This window comes from Neptuniibacter sp. CAU 1671, from assembly GCF_029222905.1.
Taxonomy (GTDB): domain Bacteria; phylum Pseudomonadota; class Gammaproteobacteria; order Pseudomonadales; family Balneatricaceae; genus Neptuniibacter.
In genome coordinates, this window is sequence record NZ_JARHUE010000001.1 from 645,655 (window position 1) to 667,075 (window position 21,421).

Consider the following 21,421-nt stretch of genomic DNA (forward strand, 5'->3'; position numbering starts at 1 on the left):
CTTACTGCCGGCTGAGCCGCAGGTTATCAATATCATCCATCTCCGAGCTGCGGAAAGGATTGATATCCAGCCCGCCACGGCGCACATAACGCGCGTAGACACTGAGGTTTTCCGGCTGACACTGCTGCCAGATATCCATAAAGATGTTTTCGACACACTGCTCATGGAAATCGCCATGCTCCCGGTAGGAGATGATGTACTTCAGCAACCCTTCCCGGTCGATATCCTTGCCTTTGTAACTGATACCGATGGTGGCCCAGTCCGGCTGGCCGGTCACGGGACAATTGGATTTAAGCAGGTGACTGTAGAGCACCTCTTCAACCTCATCCTCACCGGTGGTCAACAAGGCGGGCGTTGGTTGATAGTGTTCTATCTCGACATCCTGATTATCGATACAAAAACCGGTGAACTGGCCAAAGGCAGGCGCCTGATCCGGATGATAAAGCCGCACCGTCACCTCGCCCTCAGCCGCAACCGACAGATCGTTGGTCAGCTGTTTGACCACCTGCTGCTGGCTGTCAAAGCGGGTCAGATTGTAAGAGTTCAGGTAGAGCTTTAAGGATTTGGATTCAATGATGTTCACTGAATCCGCGGACACCTTGATCTCTGCCAGCCGCACTTCAGGTTTACCCCGGGGGTTGAGCCAGGAGAGTTCATAGGCATTCCAGATATCCACCCCTCTGAACGGTAATGAACTGCGATCAATGCCTTTTTCCGCCCAGTTAATATGCCGCGGAATCGGATGCAGCAGGTCAGGCGAATACTGGTTGATATAGTCCGTCTGCTGCCCTAAAGGCGAGCTGTGCAGGGGGTTGGATGGTTTCATCAGTTACGAATTCCTTTGCCGGTATTCAGCAAATGCAGTGAGTAGGTAAAGAGGCCCCCAATAAATAGCAAAATCATGCCAAAAGCAAATCCGACATGAATATCGCTGACACCCAGAATGCCATAGCGGAAGCTGTTTACCATATACAGAATCGGATTGAGCTGAGAGACCCCCTGCCAAAACTCGGGCAGCAGGTTGATCGAATAGAATACACCGCCCAGATACGTCAGGGGTGTCAGCACAAAGGTCGGGATGATTGAAATATCATCAAAGGTGGTGGCGTAAACCGCATTGATAAAACCACCCAGCGAAAACAGCACCGCGGTCATCAGCACAATACCCACCGTTACCCCCAGATGGTGAATCTGCAGATCGGTAAAAAACAGCGACAACAGGGTCACAATTAAACCGACTGCCAATCCGCGGCAGACGCCTCCAATCACATAACCACTCAGGATCACCCAGTTAGGTACCGGTGCCACCAGCAACTCTTCGATGCTGTGCTGAAACTTGGTACCAAAAAAGGAGGACACCACGTTGCCATAAGAGTTGGTGATCACCGACATCATGATCAAACCGGGTACGATGTACTCCATGTAGCCAAAGCCACCCATATCCCCGATCCGACTGCCAATCAGGTTGCCGAAAATAATGAAATACAGGGTCATGGTAATGGCAGGTGGCAGCAGAGTCTGGGCCCAGATCCGTGTAAAGCGCCGGATCTCCTTCACCACAATCGTCGTGAAGGCGGTCCAGAGCAGCTGGCGATAACGGGCTGAACTAAAGTCTTCAGGTGTGCTTGAATTCATACCAGACTCACTTTTTCTTTAGGCAGGTTTTTATCGACCAGTGACACAAACAGCTCTTCCAGCCGGTTGGCTTTATTACGCATACTGCTGACCACAATCCCCTGCTCCGAGAGCTGGGCAAACAAGGGGTTAATACCCTGAGATTTTTCAATATCAACCTCCAGCGTGTGTTCATCCACCCATTTCAGGGCGTACTTTTCCACCACCGGTAACGCATGGATATCCTGCTCCAGATCGAGAATAAAGGTCTCGGTATTCAGTTTGGCCAGCAGGGACTTCATCGAACTGTTCTGAATGATCTGGCCATGATCAATGATCGCGATGTTACGACAGAGACTTTCAGCCTCTTCAAGGTAATGGGTGGTCAGAATGATGGTGGTGCCCGCCGCGTTGATCTCCTTGAGAAACTCCCACATGGAACGGCGCAGCTCAATATCCACCCCGGCGGTGGGTTCATCCAGAATAAGCAGACGCGGTTCATGCACCAGCGCCCGGGCAATCATCAAGCGGCGTTTCATACCCCCGGAAAGCATCCGCGCACGCTCAAACCGTTTCTCCCAGAGACCTAACTTACGCAGGTAGTGTTCTGCTCTTTCTGCGGCCTGTTTTTTCGGAATGCCATAAAACCCGGCTTGAGTGACCACAATATCAATCACCCGCTCAAACGGGTTGAAGTTAAACTCCTGCGGCACCACCCCCAGACAGAGTTTTGCCCGGGTTACCGCCACATCGATATCATGACCAAACACGGTGACACGGCCGCGGGTTTTATTCACCAGTGACGAGACAATGCCCAGCGTTGTGGATTTGCCTGCCCCGTTGGGTCCCAGCAGAGCAAAAAAATCACCCTGTTTAACTTCAAGAGAAATCCCTTTCAGGGCTTCAAATTGATTGTCATAGATCTTGTGCAGATCTTCGATCAGTAAGGCTGCGGTCATCCGTCACATCCGGTCGGCTGAGTGTAGGGCTGTAAGGTGAGGCCTGACAGGCCAGATTTCAAGTTCAGGTCGTGCAACAGAGTGTTACGCACAGGACAGCCGAGCAGCTAAGCGTTAAAATGCCGCCCAGAATCGACTGTTGAAATCAAAGGATCCCAGCATGCAACAAGCCTATCAGGACTTTCATCTGAATCTGCTGAAACTGGCCTATAACAACCTGTCGCGACATGCGCCCTTTGATGACCCGCAAGACAGCACAGCGGCAGAACTGCTGGAGCAGTGGCAGCAACTGATCGACAGCTTTGCACAGCAGTTTGACCTTGGGCTTGGACAGACACTGCTGGAACGGATCGCCATCACCTACACTGACCTGATGCCTCTGGTACCCCGGGACCTGTTCTGGTTTTTTGGTGGTAGCTGTCTGCACTTTATGCCGGATGATGAGATTGAGCGCTATCAGCAACTGGATGAACTGCGTTTCGAAGCCGAAGAACAGAACGATACGACGTTCAACTATGAACAGGCGCGCGCCCGCATTCTCGGCCTGCACTGATCATTTTTTCAGTTGCAGGCTCTGGCGCATCTGCTGACGCACATAATCCGGCAGCTCGTCTGGACTCAGTGGTTTACTGTAGTAATACCCCTGAATCAGGTAACAGCCGTGGTTGATCAGATAGGTAAGCTGACGCGGCGTTTCAACACCTTCAGCAATACACTCCATACCCAGACCCTGAGCAAGACCGATGATCGCTTTGATAATGGTTTCACCCTCGCCGCGATCCCCAATATCATTGATAAAGCTTTTATCTATTTTCAGGGTATTCAAAGGTAATTTTTTCAAATAACTCAAGGAAGAATAACCGGTACCAAAATCATCCATTGACAGACGAATACCCATCTCCCTGAGCTGACGCAACTTTGGCAGCGTCACTTCGGGCTGGCGCAGCAGGAAGTTCTCAGTCACCTCCAGGTCCAGCAACTCAGGTGCCAGCCCGGTGTCATTCAATACCTGCTCTACGCTCTCCAGCAGGGAAGCATGCAAGATCTGCTGACCCGCCAGATTTACACCCACCTGGAAATGCATACCCTGCTGATTCCAGTCCTGCGTTCTGCGACAGGCTTCCTGCAACACCCAATGGCCAATATCCACAATCAGACCGCTCTCTTCCGCCAGCGGGATAAATTTATCCGGCGGAATCATGCCATGCACCGGGTGCTGCCAACGCAACAGGGCTTCAACCCCGATCACCTGACCATTGCGGGCATCCACCTGTGGCTGATAGACAAGCCTGAACTCATTGCGCTCCAGAGCCTTCCGCAGATCATTGGTGAGGGAAAAACGCTCATAGCGCGCGTTGCTTTTTGCCCCTTCAAAGAAGCAATACTGATTTTTACCGCGATCCTTGGCCTCAAACATCGCCACATCGGCATGTTTCACCAGATTAATCCGGTCAGTCCCGTGGTCAGGATAGACCGCGATACCGATACTGAGACTGGAGAAGATCTCATAACCGGAGATCGAAAACGGATGACGAAACGCTTCCAAAATGGCATCGGCCACCACTGCTATCTGATCAAAGTCTTCACAGCTGCTCAAAATCACCGAAAACTCATCACCGCCCTGCCGGGCCAGCATCCCTTTTCCATCTACCACATTAGCGATGCGTTTCGCCGCCAGTTGAAGCAGTTCATCACCGACAGGGTGTCCCAGAGAATCGTTAACATCCTTAAAACCATCAAAATCACAGAACAGGATACCTACCCGCTGCGCGGTTGGGCTGCCGGGTTGCTGTAAGCGCAATATCTGCTCAAGACTGGCGTTAAACATCACCTGATTTGGCAGCTTGGTCAGAACATCGTGATTCGCCAGCCAGGACACCTGCTGCTCTGCCTGTGTCCGTTCTGTGATATCCATGCCGATCGAAAGAATCACCGCCTCGGAATTGGACAGCTCGAGCTTGCTGTGCAGCCATGAGATGTGCACCTGATGCCCGTCGCCGTCCAGCAGGGAGGACTCCAGCTGGAGTTTGCTTTTTTGTCCGGATAACACCAGTTTCATAGCCTGCAGATGTTTCTCATGACCATCAGCCTGATGCGCCAGTTGCAGAAAACTGAGATCCAGAGGGGCATCAGCCAGACGGAACAGCTGTCGGCCATAACGGTTGATGCTGACCACCCGCCCTTCAGCACTCATGGTCAGAATCAGGGTTTCTGCGGTATCCATCAGGCGCGTCACGAAGTCGCGCTCGGCCTTTAGCTGTTCAGAACGTTGCTGCAAATTTTGCGCACGTTGCACCAAGGAGGCTTCCAGGTGTTCCAGCTGGACAGTCAGGTCACCCGTGGAGTCCTGTAACAGATCCAGTTCATCGCTGTAAAATTTGGATTCTCTGAATTGATTCAGGCCAAGCCTTACTTCGCGGTAACTACTACTGGCCAATAACGGAAGTAACTGGGCAATTCGACTCAGCGTGCGCAGTGGACGACGTAACACCAATAACTGCACCAGGCCGGCAAAAAACAACCCGAAACCCGCAATCATCAGATGATTAAACAGATCCGAACGCACTTTTGCATGCAGTTCAGTGCGGTCATACAGGAGAATCCAGTAAGCTTTTTGGGTAACTCCCGCCACCCGCTTCAGTACGACCTGATAAGCACGAGTATCGGTTTGTACCGCAAATACGCCACCCTCATCAGCAACAGTCTGTTCACCCAGCAAACGATTGATCACATCCAGGTTATCATCTCGCTTCGTCAGGTATTGCAGCTCAAACTGTTTGTTACCGTCGCCTACCATCGCCAGACCAATATCACGGCCATATTGTGTTTTAAATTCCAGCACAATATCCCTTAGCTCACGACTGACAACCAATACACCGGTCGTTTGTCCACCGAATAACACCGGCATTGCAACTGAACGCACACAGGTCTTGCCACAGTGTAACTGGCGCTGAGGAGTTTCAGTGGTCAGGACTTCATTAATCAGTTTTGAGGATAAAGCGGAGAGGTTGCCCTGCCGTTCAAGCAGTCGCTGACGGTTGTCGTAAAGAAACGCACCATCCAGCGCACCGGAGATCATCATATCCGGCAAATATTCCCGTATTGCTCTGACATAGTCATCTGCATCGGGTTGCTGATTCGTGACCATTGCCAGTAGCGGAATAACCTCACCCACCTCCAGCAAACGATCAAAGGAATTCTGAATCAGCCCATCCAGTGTTGCGCTATCACGCTGAATTGAAAAATCCTGCACTTCCTCCAGGTTCTGGAGCTGTTGCTGATAGGCATAAATCGCATAAATAATCTGGGTGCTCAGCAATACCAGTGCCAGGTACCAGATAACCTTCCACTTAAGACTTAAAAACCGCTTGGTAGTCGCAGTATCAGACATCATCAAAACCGGTAGGTCGCTTGCAGAATGAAAAGGTGCCAGTCAGGTTCAACAGCGGAACGGTCCGGGTTCTCAAGCGGAGAAAGTGCAGAAGTACCTTTCAATTTATGGATTTCAGCTCTGAGCAACCAATCCTGACGCGGGGTCCAGCCGATACCCAGTGTCCAGTCCCGATGGTAAAAGCGATCTGGCTCAGCGCCGGATAAGGCCGCCGCCGTTTTACCGTTACGGTCATGCTTGTTGGAATAACTCAGCTCACGGCGCAGAAAGGTGGACACTGTGGGCGAGAGTCGATACTCCAACTGACCATAGATCGCATCACCCTGATTGGGTTTTCGGTCCGCATAAACGCCACCAAAACCGCTCAGTTCAGATTCCATGAACAGATACTCACTGGTGAAGGTCCACCGATTCCAGCTGTACTGATACGACAACAAAAGCTGATCAACAGTGATCTCGCCATCCGCCGGGAAAATATCAGCGCCGCCTACCGCATCATACCGAATTTTGGCATGTACCAGCGTCAGACCATACTGCAGCGACTGATCGAAACTTCGATACATCACCCGCCAGAAGGTAGCCGGACTGTCATCAAGCCGGCCCGGGGCGTTAAAACCCATCAGCCCCTGTTCCAGCTCGGTATCTACGATCAGAAAACCGGCCAGCAATTCAGAGTCAATCGACCCTTTCTCCATGCCATAGCTGCCATAAAGCATCACACCATCCGAGGAAAGCAAAATATTACGGGTGTTTTCCAGATAGATGGAGGTGGGCAAAACCGCTGAAGGACGCGTAAACGCCACATCGCGGGTCTCGTTATAAAGTCCATACGGGTTTTTCACACGACCCGCACGGACGCCGAAATAGCCACTGGTCAGATCGGAAAAACGGTAATCGGCCTGGGCAAAATCAACCCGGATATTGCCATCGTTCACTTTGCCCATCCGCCGGGACATTAACTGCGCAGACAGAAGCCAGTTTTGTGCGGGACGCCAGCTGCCATTCAGACCCAACTCTCTGAAATCGAAACTACCATCTTCACTGTCACCACTGACATTGTTGTGGTCACTCAGAAAATATCCCTGGGTGATAAAACCATTGATCGAAAAATGATCATGAGCCGCAGCATGACCAGACAACCCTAAAGGCCCGAGTACCACCAGGCACAGCCAGTTAGTCCACGTGCAAAACTTTAACATCCTGCTCCCCCTTGGTGTTTTCTACGATATAGCCGATTGCACCCGGCACAGAACTGACTTTTTGCAGCATTTCCTGTGGTGAGGACACGATAACAGGTGCCTGACCGGCACCTGAAAACACCAGACGATCCCAAATATTTTTGAGTTGATAAGGAAAGATACCCAACTCTTGTTTGATAAAACTGTCGTTGGCGGGATATTGATCGGGAAGAACAAATACCCGTATTTCCTGACCGTCAGGCCAGGAACGAAGACGCATGGAGAAAATGGATAAAAGAGTGTAACGACTGACTGATGATTCAATATTGACGTTGGCATTCACAATGATGCCAGCCAGCCCGGACTCCGGTCGGCACAAAAATAGAAACATCAATAAAATCAGGACTTTTTTCATGCCTGTCACAATCATCCTTGTCAGGCTACAGCGTAGACAATAAATGACTTTAATTTCAAGCGGGCAAGAGTCTTAATTATGAAGAAAAGAGTCTTAGAGATGGCGTCCCATAGGGGGTTCGAACCCCTGTTACCGCCGTGAAAGGGCGGTGTCCTAGGCCACTAGACGAATGGGACACATAAAAAACTGGAGCGGGAAACGAGGTTCGAACTCGCGACCCCAACCTTGGCAAGGTTGTGCTCTACCACTGAGCTATTCCCGCTTTAGGTGGCGTCCCATAGGGGGTTCGAACCCCTGTTACCGCCGTGAAAGGGCGGTGTCCTAGGCCACTAGACGAATGGGACACACGATCTCTGACATCCTGTCAGATGGAGCGGGAAACGAGGTTCGAACTCGCGACCCCAACCTTGGCAAGGTTGTGCTCTACCACTGAGCTATTCCCGCTTTAATGGCGTCCCATAGGGGGTTCGAACCCCTGTTACCGCCGTGAAAGGGCGGTGTCCTAGGCCACTAGACGAATGGGACGCAACACTTCCAGACAAGCTATGCTTGCGAGGAGGCGCGTATATTAAATAACAGTTTCGGGAGGGTCAAGCCTGAGATCAGGAAAAAAGCGAAAGTTTTATAGTCGTCCGATTAGCAATGTCTTAGCATCAGAAAAACAGGCACACAGCCGTTTCTTCAACACCCGGCTTACGGCTGAAATCATTGTAAAAAAGGACAGTGAAGATAAAAAAGACAGGAGATGGAGCGGGAAACGAGGTTCGAACTCGCGACCCCAACCTTGGCAAGGTTGTGCTCTACCACTGAGCTATTCCCGCTTGAGATGGCGTCCCATAGGGGGTTCGAACCCCTGTTACCGCCGTGAAAGGGCGGTGTCCTAGGCCACTAGACGAATGGGACGCAGCCGCTGTCAGAACAGGTCTGAAAGCGGAGCCAATGGTATTGAGCCGTTGATTTCAGGTCAAGCACTTTTTTACAGTTTTATGTATAAAATCAATACCTTTTTGGTTACTGTACAAATCATGATCCGGACAGATTAAGGCCCGTAAAATGTCACCGCTCAAAATTGCATTGTTCATTCTGCTTGGCGTCGGTCTAATGGCGATCCTGGGCGTGTTGATTCAGGATCATGAGAACCGCAAACGTGAGCGAAAACTCAAACTGATGCGGCTGAAAAACGCCATTCGCCGTGCCAGTCACCTGTTAGAAAATCTGCCGCAACTACTGATCACTCCTGACCTGCGCGCCATGCTTAAAGCTTATCTGGTGTCGCGCTGGGATGCGGTATTACAGATGGAACCCAGCCAGATCAACCGCGATCAGAAAACCGCCATCCTGCAGCACCTGGACGCCTTGCCTGAAGCGGTACCCCATCCTGAAGGGCAGATCACCCTGTTCCAGAACCGGGATGAATCAGGCCGTGCGCTGGCAATCGTGAGGGAGCTTGGGCAGTTTATCGCTGATATCCAACAGCAGGGTAATCTCTCAAAAGAGGTCGCGGACCGTCTAATGCTTCAGGCAAAACGCAGTTACAAACGTCTGGAGGTCGATATTGATCTGCTGATGGCGCTGGAGGTTGAGCAGCACCAGGGGCCCGAAGTGGTGATTCACCAGTACCGTAACTGCTACAGCAAACTGCAAAATCTCAACCACGATCATTTTCTGGATCGGCAGTTATTTGAGATCCGCAACCATCTGGAACATCTGTCAGTGCAGATTGAAGCCCTGCAGGAAGAGAAACAAAAACAGAAAGATCAGGAGAAATCAGAGGGCCGGAAATTCAATTTCTAGCCTTTACCTCTTGTGGCCTGAGACACAACTCAATCCGCAGGCCTGTCGTCGACAGGTTGGAATCCAGCAGCTCAATCTGATAACCGAAATGTTCACAGATTTCACTGACGATCGACAAGCCGATGCCACAGCCATCACTGCCCTGCCCTGACGCACGATAAAAACGGTCAAACACCAGTTTTTTCTGCTCCATCGTCAGACCGGGTCCGGTGTCGCTGATTACCAGCCCAAGTCCTTTGTCTACCGGCAACGATTCAATCCTTATCTGGCCCTGTTCAGGGGTATAACGCACCGCGTTACCGACCAGATTACGCAGCAAGATATGCAACACATCCCGGTTCGCCTCCAGACTCAGACTGTCCTGCAGCTCCAGTGTTATCTGCTGCTGTTTTTTCTGCGCTTCGGGCTGCAGTTCCTGCAATACCTCCTGCACCAAAGGCCGGAGCATAACCGGCTGCAGCAGATAATCACGGTCTACCGCTTCCATTCGGCTCAGAGTAATAAGCTGATTAAACATATGCGCCAGACGATCAATGCCCTGCACAATATTCTGCTGTATTTTCAGGGTGCGCTCATCTTCAGGAAACAGGTTCTGGGCGTGCACTTTAATCGCTGCCAGCGGAGTTCTGAGTTCATGCGCGGCATTACTGGTGAAACGTTTTTGTCGCTCCAGCGAGATCGACAGTTCAGCCATCAGCCGGTTGATTTCGTTCACCAGCGGTTTCAGTTCCGCCGGTACACTGGTGAAAGAGAGGTGGTCCAGATTATGGGCACCACGGTTTGCCACCTCATTACTGATATGCAAGACCGGCTTGAAGCCCCAACGCACTATCAGATACACCAGCAACACCATAAACGGCATCACTAAAAGCAGTGCCGATGTATTCAGCACGGCGATTTTGTGGGTCAGCTCCTCGCGAATTTCGAGGCGGTGAGCCACCTTAATCCAGAGGGCCAGTGGCTCACTGAACAGCGTAAAAGTGCGCCAGGTATCACCACCCGCTTCCTCATAGGCAAAACCGCGCTGCGGGGCATATTCCAGCATGCCCGACTTTTCGCCGCTGCCAAGCAGCAGGGTGCCCTTTCGACTCCAGACTCTGAAGGCCAGTTTTTTCTCATACTTGTGGCCAAATTGGTCATATTCCTCAATCGAAGACACATTCGGTGCCGTGATCACCCGCTCTTCGGGGCTGATTTCACCGGGTCGCACCGGACCGGCAAAATCCAGTTCAATACTGAGCAGTGACTCCAGCACCCGCGCACTTTGCGCCAGCTCGGCATCATAGAGCTCTTCCGTTTCGTAGGAGACACTCTGATAACTCATGACCACCGCCGCCGCCATCAGCAGAGCGATCGCAACCATTAACGCCAGCAGCAACTGGGTGCGCACAGAATTCATTCAATCTCTCCGATCTGATAGCCGACACCCCGTACGGTGCGGATACTGTCCTTACCCAGTTTTTTACGCAGGTGATGGATATACACCTCCACGGTGTTGCTGCCGATCTCATCACTCCAGCTATAGAGCTGTTCAACCAAAGCTTCACGGGTAAATACCCGGTTGGGGTGGGTCACCAGATGCAGCAGCAGGTCAAATTCCAGACGGGAGAGTTTGAGGGTGTCATCGCCAATGCGGGCGGCATAGGCAGCCGGATCAATTTCCAGTCGGCCATGCTGAATCAACGGCGACTGTATGCCCTGACTGCGCCTGACCAGCGCCCGCAGACGCGCCATCATCTCCGGCACATCAAAGGGTTTGGCCATGTAATCATCGGCGCCACTGTCGAGGCCACTGACCTTGTCCTGGCTCGAGTCGAGCGCGGTCAGAATCAGCACGGGTATGGCAACACCCTGACGACGCCACTGTTGCAGCACCTCCAGGCCAGACATATCAGGCAGACCGATATCCAGTACCGCCACATCAAATACCGTGGACGTCATCTGTTGCAGCGCAGACTTGCCCGTCTGCGCCCACTCGACAATGTATTTATGGTATTTCAGGGCATCAACAATGCCCTGACCCAAAAGCGGGTCATCCTCAACCAGTAGTACTTTCATGTATTACCCTGAAATACCTCAGGCAACCTTAAAGGGTTTTCAGCAGCGCTTCGATCTCTTCCCGACGGCCTTTATCGGCCAACGCTCGACCGGGGCGTGCTGGCGCTTCCAACGCATGTTGCAACACTTTACGGGCCTGCTCACGGTCATTCTGCTGCAGCAGAAAATCACCGTAGAAATAGTTACTGTCAATCCCGTCCGGGTTAATCTCAATCGCCCGCATCAGGTGCTCTCTGGCTTTTTTATCACTGCCAAAGCCGATTGGCCAGCCGGGTACCTGGTAGTAGAGACTGCCCAGGCTGGTAAAAGCCGAACCCTGCAGGGCATTTGGGTCGTACTTGATAGCGGTTTCAAACAGCTCTTTTGCCTGCTTAACCAGTTTAAGGGCACCCAATCCGCCTTTCTCTCCGGCATAACTGCTCAGGATAATGCCATCCCAGATCAGAATTTCAGGCGAATGCGCGTGTTCAGCCGCGGCTTTATCGGCTTCCTGCACCAGCTGTTCAAACGCCTTTTCCCGTTTGTCCTTTTCTATTTCATATTTGATATGCGCCCATTGGCCCTGCAGATGGCTCAACACGTCCTGATCAACGTCAGCAGCCAGCAGGGAGGAACTGGCAAACATCGCCAGCAGGCTCAGCACAATAGCTCTCATGGAGAAAACTCCTGTCAGTTTAAAAATTGTTTAATGATGGGAAGCTGTTTTGCCAGACTGCGACTGACCAGTCCCGGTGCAATCGCATTGACCCGGACAAACAGTTTTTCCGGCCAGCCCAGATAAGTTTGTGGCTGCCGGGCCGCTATAGCCGCCAACAGCGCTTCGGCGACGGTTTCAGCACTGTCCACGGCTGAACCGAGTTGCGCATTCATCGCCATCACGGCATCCGTATTGAGCGATGTACGTGCCGCACGCGGCGCAAAATAAAGGACCTGCACCGCCGTATCCGACAGTTCCCTTGCCAGCGCCTCGGAAAAGCCCCGCAGGGCGAACTTGGTCGCACAGTAGGTGGCATAACCGGGAAAGCCAATCGAACCCAGGATAGAGCCCACATTGACAACCAGGGACTCTGGTTGCTGCTTCAGCAAAGGTAAAAACCGACGGGTCAACTGCAGTGTCGCCGTCAGGTTGGTCTGCACCAGCTCAGCGATGGCATCATCCTGCTGGTTCTCAAAGGTGACAAACTGGTTACTGCCCGCCAGATTAATCAGACCATTAATGCCTTGTGCCGCCGCCACACACGCCAGACTGTCACGCGATTCAGGTTGGGTGATATCGCAGGCCACCACCCAATGCTCCTGGTCCTGCGTCCTGGGCAGCTTTGCTTTTAGTGCTTCAAGCTTTTCTTCAGAACGACCCACCAGCATCAGTGAACAGCCCTGACCCGCCAGCGACAGCGCAATTGCCTGTCCCAGGCCACCGCTGGCGCCGGTCAGCACCAGCCGCATCTCTGACCACTGCATCAGCAGTCCTCCTCAGCGGCGGATAACACATCGCCATACAGCCGGTAGAATACTTGCGTGGCATGGATGATCTCATCCTGATCAGCCCGGTTTTCAATCTTGTTCATCAGTAATTCGAAGAACTTCACATGCTCCAGATCCAGCGCACCGTGTGAGCGCAGATAACTGAACGCAGTATCCGGCAGGCCCAGCCTGCCCTGCACCACTTCGGCCACCGCACTGGCAAGCTGGGTACTGGTGCCCTCCAGCACATGCACCATGCCAAAAAAAGCCAGCGGATTGCCGCGGTCAATCTGGTGATAGGCATAGCTGACCAGCAGTTCGGTGGCGGCATGCGGACGTGCGTTCGCCACGGCATCCGCATCCCCGCCCGCAGCGCGGATATCATTCAGAATCCACTGCTCATGCCCGATCTCTTCTTCGATATATTCAGCCACCGCTTTCTGCAGCCACTGATAGTCGGCAGGCAACCGTGAGCCGCAGGCCATCAGCAAGGGCACCGTGTGTTTCACATGGTGGTAGGCCTGACTCAGAAAATTCAGATAGAGCGCCTGCGACACATCACCCTGCTGACTGCGGCGGATAATATTACGGGCTCTGAATTCGGCCTGTGCCGCTTCGGTTTCTGAAACTAAACGCTGAAAAAATGACATCACTGACTCCTGCTCAGGCATGGATCGGATAAAATTCGGAGAGTCGCTGAGCATAATGCTGCTCAATCTCAACACGGCGGATGCGACCGTTATTGGTCAGCTCGCCGTTCATCGGTGAAAACGGTTCATCGGCCCTCAGCCAGGCCTTCACCCGGGCGTAATCAGGCAGTTGTGCATTCATCAGGTTGATCAGCCCCTGTACCTGCTCATCACTGAGTTGCGGCATCGGCTGTACCACCGCGCTGATAAAGGGTTTCTGATCACCAAACACGGCGCACTGCATCACGCCCGGCAGGGCTTTGAGTTCGGACTCAATCCACTCCGGATTAAAGTTGCGGCCAAAGCTGTTGATCTGCACATTTTTGCTACGACCGCTGATATGCAGAAAACCATCCGCATCCAGATACCCCAGATCACCGGTGGCAAATTCAGACGCGGCAAACGCGGGCTCTCCCAGATAACCCAGCATGGTAGGACCAGACACCAGAATCTCTCCCTGGGCATTAACCTGGATCGAGGTATGCCCCAGCGGTTTGCCTGCTGTGCCCTGCTTAACCGCACAGGGCAGGTTCAGACAGACCACAGAGCCACACTCGCTCAGGCCATAACCTTCATACACCGGGATCCCTTCCATCCAGGCCTGCTCCAGCAGGGTCTGGGAGACTTTACCGCCACCTACAGCCACAAACTTCAGGCTGGACAGGTCCGCACCCTGAGCGTTGATCATGCGTAACAGTTGCAATAACTCCGGCGTCAGGATCAGGCTCTCAGGCTGCGCCTGCTGCAGATACGCAGCCAGCTGCACAGGGTTGAGCGTGCCCGACCCGGTTAATCCGGTCGTCTCTGCCCGGTCAACGATCACTTCGGCCCCGCTATAAAGTGGCAGCAAAACACCGGCAAAATGTTCCAGCATCACCGCCAGCGGCAGCAGACACAGATGACGCTTAACAGCCAGCGACGCGGTGGCCGCATGCAGGCTGTCGCAGATCTGATCAATCAGGGACTGGCCGATACACACCCCTTTAGGCTGACCAGTGGTGCCTGAGGTATAGGTCACCAGCACCGTGCCCTGATGCAAGGGTTCAGCCTGAGTTGAAGGGGTCAAGCGATAGAGTTTATAACCCTCGGCATTGGGCAACTGCCGGTATTTCAGCGAGGTTTTTTCAAGCCCCTCCAACTGATCACAGAACAGCAGATCACAGCCGCTACGCTGCAGCACATGCCGTACCTGCTGCGGGCTGAAAAACGTCGGAATGGGTGTCACCGGAATCTGCAATTTCATGGCCGCCAACTGGAGCAACACCCACTCCACACCATTCTCCAGCCAGAGTCCGATATGTGTCGGTTGCAACTCAGCCAGACGGGAGCAGAGCTGATCGACCTGTTCAGCTACTTCGACATAACTCAGTGACTGACCATTGCCGGTCAGGGCAAGTGTCTCAGGCTGCTGCTCAACATGCTGATTAAACGCCGCAAAGAAACCCTGCATCAGGCGCTCTCCTGCAGACCGATGCGGGTCATCATGTCACTGCGGGGCGGGACAATACGTTGCAACAGACGCGACATCACCGGATCGGCCATCATCTCGGTCATGGCTGTCCACATATCGATGGCATACACTTTGGGCTGCTGCTCGTAATAGCTGCCCCAGTCGGACTGCCCTGCGCTGACAGCCGCAGGGGTTGCTTCAGCCAGCCGGTGCAGCACCACTTTGCCGCCCAGCTTGTCAAAGCTGTTTTTAACGCGCGGTGTTGCGGTGATCACCAGCCAGCGGAAACCCTGCTGGAGAAAATAACAGGAGAGGTTCAGGATCAGTCGACGGGTAGAACCGGGACTCTGGGACGCCAGATTGCCCATCTCCAGAATGCGCTGACGGGCAGGTGCAGCAATGCCCAGCTCACGAGCGATCATCTGCTCCACCGGCAGGTCCAGATAATGTTCCAGATAGAGGTGATGATCTTTGGCCGGCTGATAACCCATGGAGGCACGGATCTGCATGGCACCATCAATCAAGGCCAGTTGATAGGGCAAAAAATCCCGCACCTGAGCATTGTATTGACGGGCAAACGCCGCCTGAGCAAACAGCTTCACCCGCTGCAGATTTTCGGGGTGATCAACCAGCAACACTTCACTGGTGGTTTCAGCTATCTCAGTACATGAAAGGCTCGCAGTCATCGCCATTCTCCTCTATGAATGGCCTGACTTTAAAAACCTTTTCTTAAAGCTGTCTTAAGATGCGAAAAGGTGAGTGTATATTTTCAAAAGACGCCGCCACCGAATGGTGACGGCAGAACAGTGTCAGGCCAGTGTCAGCAGCAGGCCAGCACCCGCAACCAGCGCACCCATACCCTGCACCAGTGAACGCGGTGCAAACTTGACCAGTGCCAGGCCACACCCGACCAACATCAAAGAGGCTGCAATAAAGCCGGACAGATAGACCGCCGGTGAGGCTGCCAGTGGCATCTCCAGGCCATGCACCCAACCATGCATCAACAGCACGCTGCCCACCATAGCGATCAACTGACTTGATTTGAGTCGTTGCACCAGCACCACAGCCAGTCCCATCAGCATCACAGACAGCAGCACCCACTGCTCAACCTGCGGTACCACCCAGCCAACCAGACCGGCCATTGCGCCGAGTAGCAGTACAACAGCAAACGCGCCTGCGCCGGTCATTGCCTGATGAAGGTTACGGCCCGCCAGCAACACACCCGCACAGATAAACGCCAGCAGATGATCCAGACCCGACAACGGGTGTAATACACCCGCCATGAATCCACTCAGTTCATGCCCCGTATGTGCCTGCGCCACAACCGGCATCAGTGCCGCCAAGCCAACTAAAATCTGTTTACGCATCGTTGTTATCTCCTTGAATTCGCGTCTTAAACCACTGCAACCGCTGGCGGCAGCTGTTTCACTTCCAGCATGCCTTCATGAATGATGAACTGGATAATGTCATCAATGCCCTGCCCGGATTTCAGGTTGGAAAAGATAAAAGGTTTATCGCCCCGCATGGTTTTGGCATCCTGGTCCATCACTTCCAGCGATGCCCCCACCAGCGGTGCCAGATCAGTTTTATTGATAATCAGCAGATCAGATTTGGTGATACCGGGGCCACCCTTGCGGGGAATCTTGTCGCCGGCAGACACATCAATCACGTAGATGGTCAGATCTGACAGCTCCGGGCTGAAGGTGGCACTGAGGTTATCGCCGCCGCTCTCGACAAACACCAGATCCAGCGCACCGTGCCGGGCAATCAACTGATCGATGGCAGCCAGATTCATGGAGGCATCTTCGCGAATGGCGGTATGTGGGCAGCCACCGGTTTCGACACCCAGAATCCGGTCTGCCGACAGGGCTTCATGCCGGGTCAGAAACTTGGCGTCTTCCTGGGTGTAAATATCGTTGGTCACCACCGCGATATCATAATAATCACGCATGGCAGAACAGAGGGAACGCAACAGCGCGGTTTTGCCTGACCCTACCGGTCCGCCAACGCCCACGCGCAGGGTTTGTTTTCTCTGACTCATAAACAGATCCTTTTAAGAACGAAACAATCGTGTGTATTGGATTTCATGCCGGGCACTGGCCAGCGCAAGCCCCGGCATACTGGCACCTACCTGATCCAGCTCTACCTGAGCCGAACGGGTAAGTACCTCGGATAACGTCGGTTGCAACCGGATCAGCAACTGCTGCGCCTGGGTCTGGCCCAGTGGCACCAGTTTGGTGGCAGCGGCCACCTGATTTTCCAGCCATGACCAGAGCAACCCCAGTCCGGCTGCCTGCCCGGAGATCTGCCAGCGACTGGCCACCCAGGCAAACAGCACCACAAAACTCACCGGCTGCCCGACATGCCAAGGCGGGGTTTCATCCAGCTGGCGTAACAACCGGGCCAGCGCTTCACCCATAGCGGTGTCGGTCAGGTGCAATTCTTTGGTTTCGCGGCAGGCCAGCGCTATCTCATTCAGCGCGTGAATCTGAGTCAGATCCCCTTCGGCTTCCGCTGCCATGCAGAAGCGCAGCAGCGGCAGATCGGTACTGGCCAGACTGAAACAGAGCTGATCTTCAATCCAGTTTGCGGTGGATTCCGCATCGCTGACCCAGCCTGCTTCAATGGCGTATTCCAGACCCTGTGAGAAAGCAAAGCCACCCACCGGCAGACTGACACTGCTCAGTTGCAGCAGCCGCAGCAGGCTGTGATCAGTGGTGGTGATGTCCATGGGCATAAGCACCTGATTCCGGCATAAATACCTGTTCCTGATGCGCAAGCTGCAGACCCAGCAGTTCCAGCATCTCTTCCAGCACATGGTCGGGTTTAATCCGCAACCAGCGCTCCCCCACCTGTATCCGCACATGGCGGTTACCCAGGTGGTAACAGGCCCGGGCAAAGGTCTGCCAGTCATCACACCAGGCGTGGGTCACCTCTTCCACCGCCCCGGCCACCAGCAGATAACGACCACAGGTGGTTTTCAGATACTCACCCACCTGCAGCGGTTTACCCCGGTCGAGAAACACACGTACCTCACTGCCCTGCTCGCTCTGCAGGCGCAGACGGCCGCGGTCACGTTGTTCATAGGTGAGGATTACCCGATCAGACACCGGTTGATGACAATGGGTACCCAGGCGTTCGTAAACTTCCAGCATAAGCACTCCTAAAACAGGCAATATAACTGCGCCAATGGCAGTTCTGTGGCGGGTTCACAGGTAAGCAACACGCCGTCTGCCCGCACTTCATAGGTCTGTGGATCTACCGTGATATCCGGCTGCCAGTCATTCAGCAACATATCGGCTTTGGTCAGGTTGCGGGTATTGCGACAGGCAACCAGGCGACGTTTCAGCCCCAGTTGTTCGCCCACACCGGCATCCAGCGCCGCCTGCGAGGTAATGGTGAAACTGGTGGCCGCTGCGGCCAGACCCTGAGCACCAAACATCGGCCGGTAGTGCACCGGTTGCGGGGTCGGGATTGACGCATTGGGATCACCCATCGGCGCGGCGGCGATCATGCCGCCCTTGATTATCATGGCCGGTTTGATGCCAAAAAAAGCCGGTTTCCAGAGCACCAGATCCGCTAGTTTGCCTGCCTCAATGGAGCCGACTTCATGGCCAATACCGTGAGTGATGGCCGGGTTGATGGTGTATTTGGCAATGTAACGTTTGGCACGGAAGTTATCGCAGCCGATGCCCTCATCTTCTGGCAGCAGGCCACGCTGCACCTTCATCTTGTGGGCAGTCTGCCAGGTGCGGGTCACCACCTCACCTACCCGGCCCATGGCCTGGGAGTCGGAGGCGATCATGCTGAAGGCACCCAGATCGTGCAGAATATCCTCGGCGGCGATGGTCTCTTTACGAATTCGGGAATCGGCAAAGGCCACATCTTCCGGGATGGAGCTGTCCAGATGGTGACACACCATCAGCATATCCAGATGTTCATCTACCGTATTGACGGTATACGGCCGAGTCGGATTGGTCGAAGATGGCAACACGTTGGGGGCCGAACAGGCCTTGATAATGTCCGGCGCGTGGCCACCGCCCGCGCCTTCGGTGTGGTAGGTGTGAATCACCCGGCCATCGAACGCCGCCAGGGTATCATCGACAAAACCGGACTCATTCAGGGTGTCGGTGTGAATCGCCACCTGCACATCATATTTATCCGCCACGCTCAGGCAGTTATCAATCGAAGCGGGGGTGGTGCCCCAGTCTTCATGCAGTTTCAGACCACAGGCACCGGCCTTGAGCTGCTCTTCCAGCGACTCAGGCAGACTGGCATTGCCCTTGCCCAAAAAGCCGAGATTCATCGGCATCTCATCGGTTGCCTGCAGCATCTTGCCTATATACCAAGGGCCCGGTGTACAGGTGGTGGCATTGGTGCCCGTTGCCGGACCGGTGCCGCCACCGATCATAGTGGTCACGCCCGACATCAGGGCTTCTTCGATCTGCTGCGGACAGATAAAGTGGATATGCGCATCAATGCCGCCCGCCGTGAGGATGGAGCCTTCACCGGCAATGACTTCGGTGCCGGGACCGATCACAATATCCACCCCATCCTGGGTATCCGGATTACCGGCTTTGCCGATCCGTTCAATACGGCCGGCGCGCACCGCCACATCGGCTTTGACGATGCCCCAGTAATCCAGAATCAGGGCATTGGTAATCACCAGATCCACCGCAATATCATTGCCACACTGGCTCTGACCCATGCCATCCCGGATCACCTTGCCGCCGCCAAACTTCACCTCATCGCCGTAGCGGGTGAAGTCTTTTTCAACCTGAATCCAGAGTTCTGTATCCCCCAGACGCACCCGGTCTCCGGTGGTAGGGCCAAACATTTGGGCATAGGTGGTACGATCCATCTTGCTCATGGTTTACCTCCCAGCGGACCCATCACCGCACCACGAAATCCATACACCACACGCTCACCTGCATATTCCACCAGCTCCACCTCACGGGACTGACCGGGTTCGAAACGCACGGCAGTACCGGACGCAATATTCAGCCGGAAACCACGGGCGGACAGACGGTCAAACTGCAGCGCCGGATTCACCTCGTAAAAATGGTAATGGGAACCCACCTGCACCGGCCGGTCGCCGCTGTTTTCCACTTGCAGGGTCACCGTTTTACGGCCACTGTTCAGTTCGATCTCACCCTCGGCGACCTGAATCTCTCCTGGAATCATTGTCTGCTCCTCAGCTGATGGGGTTATGTACGGTGACCAGTTTGGTACCGTCCGGGAAGGTGGCTTCTACCTGCACTTCATGGATCAGTTCAGGTACACCGTCCATCACCTGATCGGCACTCAGCAAGGTTTTGCCGAAGCTCATCAGCTCAGCCACGGTTTTACCGTCCCGTGCACCTTCGATGATCTCCATGGTGATATAGGCCACCGCCTCCGGATAATTCAGCTTTAAACCGCGATTGAGCCGTCGCTCGGCTAACAGGGCTGCGGTAAACACCAGCAACTTGTCTTTTTCTCTGGGTAACAGTTCCATCCACTCTACCTCAAGGCTGATAACAGGGGCTCAGGTCGCCCAGATTCTGGGCTGACAGGCCTGCCGTTCTAATAATTCGGGGCGCAGCTGCTGCCAGCAGTCGGTAAACAGGCGCCGCGCCTGCTCGGCACTGGGACCGAGATAGCGCACGACCAGACAGTGATGCAGCTCAGTCACAGCGGCCATGGCCGGATCAGCCACGGCGCTGCAACGCTGGCGCAGACCGTCCAGTAGTTCCGTTGATATTTCTCTGAAAGGACCGGCAAACATCAGACCCGTCACCGGTTGCCCCGCCAGTCCGGCTGGGCTGGTGAGCAGGCGCATCCGGTCCTGATCAAGATGCAGCGACTCCCGCAGCAGCGGCCGCCCCCCCAGACGGCACTCAAGCTGCTGCAGGAGGGCACCTTCCCTAAATGGCGCCTGGCTGGCCGGCAGACCCAGACAGGTCACCTCCCAGCTGACACACTGCGCGCCTTCTTCCAGTTCAATTTGGGTTTTCAGGTGCGTATGGGCACCGGAATAGATAATGGTTTCCTGCGGTAGCCATTCCAGCGAAGCACCGGCCGCCACCTGCAAATGAATATGCTGCTGTTGCAAGCTTTTATCTGCGCGGGCACGGTAGACCCGACCCGCGCCCGGCGTGGTGATCAATGCCCGGCTCTGTGGCTCCAGTTCAATGCTGATCTGCAAATGATCACCCGAGACAATACCGCCTGGCGGGTGCAGCAGGTAGACATGTGCCAGATCCCGCCCTTCGGGATAAAACGGTTTTTGCACATACAACGGCCCTTTATGGCGGTTACGGTGCAATACCACACCCCGCGGGGTAGAACGGAAACCCAGCGCAAGTTCAGCCAGCCAGGTGGCCGGTGCCGGTTCGGTTATAGGCATAACCCGGCTATTCATAATGCA

23 protein-coding genes and 7 tRNA genes are annotated in these 21,421 nt (G+C 54.1%); 2 read left to right on the forward strand and 28 right to left on the reverse strand.

Annotated features, from left to right (window positions below):
- Position 1 precedes the first annotated feature (1 nt).
- Genes queF through P2G53_RS03045 form a run of 3 tightly spaced genes read right to left on the reverse strand, consistent with a single transcriptional unit; the run spans position 2 to position 2,573 of the window.
- Entirely contained in the window at positions 2-826 is an 825-nt protein-coding gene (queF, locus tag P2G53_RS03035; RefSeq protein WP_275813517.1) for an NADPH-dependent 7-cyano-7-deazaguanine reductase QueF, read from the reverse strand.
- The gene (locus P2G53_RS03040) at positions 826-1,635 is read right to left on the reverse strand and encodes an ABC transporter permease (protein ID WP_275813519.1); all 810 of its coding nucleotides are present in this window, start codon (positions 1,633-1,635) and stop codon (positions 826-828) included. Before P2G53_RS03040 ends, queF begins: the two co-directional genes overlap by 1 nt.
- The gene (locus P2G53_RS03045; protein ID WP_275813522.1) at positions 1,632-2,573 is read right to left on the reverse strand and encodes an ABC transporter ATP-binding protein; all 942 of its coding nucleotides are present in this window, start codon (positions 2,571-2,573) and stop codon (positions 1,632-1,634) included. The genes P2G53_RS03040 and P2G53_RS03045 overlap by 4 nt, the downstream gene beginning before the upstream one ends.
- Positions 2,574-2,733: 160 nt before the next feature.
- Here P2G53_RS03045 and P2G53_RS03050 point away from each other — a divergent pair, with 160 nt between their 5' ends.
- Positions 2,734-3,126 (forward strand): PA2817 family protein, encoded by a 393-nt coding sequence (locus P2G53_RS03050; protein ID WP_275813525.1) that lies wholly within the window; start codon positions 2,734-2,736, stop codon positions 3,124-3,126.
- Here the strand turns inward: P2G53_RS03050 and P2G53_RS03055 are convergent, their stop codons facing one another.
- The 10 genes from P2G53_RS03055 to P2G53_RS03100 form a co-directional block, all read right to left on the reverse strand.
- Positions 3,127-5,964 carry an EAL domain-containing protein gene (locus P2G53_RS03055; RefSeq protein WP_275813528.1) on the reverse strand — a complete coding sequence of 946 codons (2,838 nt, stop codon included), beginning with the start codon at positions 5,962-5,964 and terminating at the stop codon, positions 3,127-3,129. It lies immediately after the preceding gene.
- Between the two features lie 2 nt (positions 5,965-5,966).
- The gene (locus P2G53_RS03060) at positions 5,967-7,163 is read right to left on the reverse strand and encodes a hypothetical protein (RefSeq protein WP_275813531.1); all 1,197 of its coding nucleotides are present in this window, start codon (positions 7,161-7,163) and stop codon (positions 5,967-5,969) included.
- Entirely contained in the window at positions 7,138-7,557 is a 420-nt protein-coding gene (locus P2G53_RS03065; protein ID WP_275813534.1) for a hypothetical protein, read from the reverse strand. Before P2G53_RS03065 ends, P2G53_RS03060 begins: the two co-directional genes overlap by 26 nt.
- Before the next feature lie 100 nt (positions 7,558-7,657).
- Positions 7,658-7,733 (reverse strand) — tRNA-Glu (locus tag P2G53_RS03070).
- Positions 7,734-7,744: 11 nt separating this feature from the next.
- Positions 7,745-7,819: transfer RNA gene (locus P2G53_RS03075), tRNA-Gly, on the reverse strand.
- A 6-nt stretch (positions 7,820-7,825) separates the two neighbouring features.
- Positions 7,826-7,901 (reverse strand) — tRNA-Glu (locus P2G53_RS03080).
- A 25-nt stretch (positions 7,902-7,926) separates the two neighbouring features.
- Positions 7,927-8,001, reverse strand: a tRNA-Gly gene (locus P2G53_RS03085).
- Between the two features lie 5 nt (positions 8,002-8,006).
- A tRNA-Glu gene (locus P2G53_RS03090) sits at positions 8,007-8,082 on the reverse strand.
- A gap of 221 nt (positions 8,083-8,303) precedes the next feature.
- A tRNA-Gly gene (locus P2G53_RS03095) sits at positions 8,304-8,378 on the reverse strand.
- A 6-nt stretch (positions 8,379-8,384) separates the two neighbouring features.
- A tRNA-Glu gene (locus P2G53_RS03100) sits at positions 8,385-8,460 on the reverse strand.
- Between the two features lie 150 nt (positions 8,461-8,610).
- Between P2G53_RS03100 and P2G53_RS03105 the strand changes: the two genes are divergently transcribed.
- Positions 8,611-9,351, forward strand: a complete 741-nt coding sequence (locus P2G53_RS03105; RefSeq protein ID WP_275813537.1) for a hypothetical protein — start codon at positions 8,611-8,613, stop codon at positions 9,349-9,351.
- Here the strand turns inward: P2G53_RS03105 and P2G53_RS03110 are convergent.
- The 15 genes from P2G53_RS03110 to P2G53_RS03180 all read right to left on the reverse strand — a co-directional run bounded on the left by P2G53_RS03110 (position 9,341) and on the right by P2G53_RS03180 (position 21,415).
- Positions 9,341-10,750 carry an ATP-binding protein gene (locus tag P2G53_RS03110; RefSeq protein WP_275813540.1) on the reverse strand — a complete coding sequence of 470 codons (1,410 nt, stop codon included), beginning with the start codon at positions 10,748-10,750 and terminating at the stop codon, positions 9,341-9,343. The genes P2G53_RS03105 and P2G53_RS03110 overlap by 11 nt on opposite strands.
- A complete protein-coding gene (locus P2G53_RS03115; protein ID WP_275813543.1) occupies positions 10,747-11,409 on the reverse strand; it encodes a response regulator transcription factor in 663 nt (220 codons plus the stop codon). The genes P2G53_RS03110 and P2G53_RS03115 overlap by 4 nt, the downstream gene beginning before the upstream one ends.
- Positions 11,410-11,437: 28 nt before the next feature.
- Positions 11,438-12,064, reverse strand: a complete 627-nt coding sequence (locus P2G53_RS03120) for a TRAP transporter TatT component family protein (protein ID WP_275813546.1) — start codon at positions 12,062-12,064, stop codon at positions 11,438-11,440.
- Between the two features lie 14 nt (positions 12,065-12,078).
- Positions 12,079-12,870 carry an SDR family oxidoreductase gene (locus P2G53_RS03125; protein WP_275813549.1) on the reverse strand — a complete coding sequence of 264 codons (792 nt, stop codon included), beginning with the start codon at positions 12,868-12,870 and terminating at the stop codon, positions 12,079-12,081.
- Complete coding sequence (locus tag P2G53_RS03130; RefSeq protein ID WP_275813552.1) at positions 12,870-13,523, reverse strand: iron-containing redox enzyme family protein; 654 nt, start codon at positions 13,521-13,523, stop codon at positions 12,870-12,872. The genes P2G53_RS03125 and P2G53_RS03130 overlap by 1 nt, the downstream gene beginning before the upstream one ends.
- Positions 13,524-13,536: 13 nt before the next feature.
- Positions 13,537-15,012 carry an AMP-binding protein gene (locus P2G53_RS03135; protein WP_275813555.1) on the reverse strand — a complete coding sequence of 492 codons (1,476 nt, stop codon included), beginning with the start codon at positions 15,010-15,012 and terminating at the stop codon, positions 13,537-13,539.
- Positions 15,012-15,698, reverse strand: a complete 687-nt coding sequence (locus P2G53_RS03140; protein ID WP_275813557.1) for a thermostable hemolysin — start codon at positions 15,696-15,698, stop codon at positions 15,012-15,014. The genes P2G53_RS03135 and P2G53_RS03140 overlap by 1 nt, the downstream gene beginning before the upstream one ends.
- A 123-nt stretch (positions 15,699-15,821) precedes the next feature.
- Entirely contained in the window at positions 15,822-16,379 is a 558-nt protein-coding gene (locus tag P2G53_RS03145; protein ID WP_275813559.1) for a HupE/UreJ family protein, read from the reverse strand.
- A gap of 26 nt (positions 16,380-16,405) precedes the next feature.
- Positions 16,406-17,053, reverse strand: a complete 648-nt coding sequence (gene ureG, locus P2G53_RS03150; RefSeq protein WP_275813561.1) for an urease accessory protein UreG — start codon at positions 17,051-17,053, stop codon at positions 16,406-16,408.
- A gap of 12 nt (positions 17,054-17,065) precedes the next feature.
- Positions 17,066-17,743: an urease accessory UreF family protein gene (locus tag P2G53_RS03155; protein ID WP_275813564.1), complete on the reverse strand. Its 678-nt coding sequence runs from the start codon at positions 17,741-17,743 to the stop codon at positions 17,066-17,068.
- Positions 17,724-18,167 (reverse strand): urease accessory protein UreE, encoded by a 444-nt coding sequence (gene ureE / locus P2G53_RS03160; protein WP_275813567.1) that lies wholly within the window; start codon positions 18,165-18,167, stop codon positions 17,724-17,726. The genes P2G53_RS03155 and ureE overlap by 20 nt, the downstream gene beginning before the upstream one ends.
- A gap of 8 nt (positions 18,168-18,175) precedes the next feature.
- Entirely contained in the window at positions 18,176-19,882 is a 1,707-nt protein-coding gene (ureC, locus tag P2G53_RS03165) for an urease subunit alpha (protein ID WP_275813570.1), read from the reverse strand.
- Positions 19,879-20,196 (reverse strand): urease subunit beta, encoded by a 318-nt coding sequence (locus P2G53_RS03170; RefSeq protein ID WP_275813573.1) that lies wholly within the window; start codon positions 20,194-20,196, stop codon positions 19,879-19,881. Before P2G53_RS03170 ends, ureC begins: the two co-directional genes overlap by 4 nt.
- 10 nt (positions 20,197-20,206) lie before the next feature.
- Positions 20,207-20,509: an urease subunit gamma gene (locus tag P2G53_RS03175; RefSeq protein ID WP_275813576.1), complete on the reverse strand. Its 303-nt coding sequence runs from the start codon at positions 20,507-20,509 to the stop codon at positions 20,207-20,209.
- Positions 20,510-20,539: 30 nt separating this feature from the next.
- The gene (locus P2G53_RS03180) at positions 20,540-21,415 is read right to left on the reverse strand and encodes an urease accessory protein UreD (RefSeq protein ID WP_275813578.1); all 876 of its coding nucleotides are present in this window, start codon (positions 21,413-21,415) and stop codon (positions 20,540-20,542) included.
- Positions 21,416-21,421 lie beyond the last annotated feature (6 nt).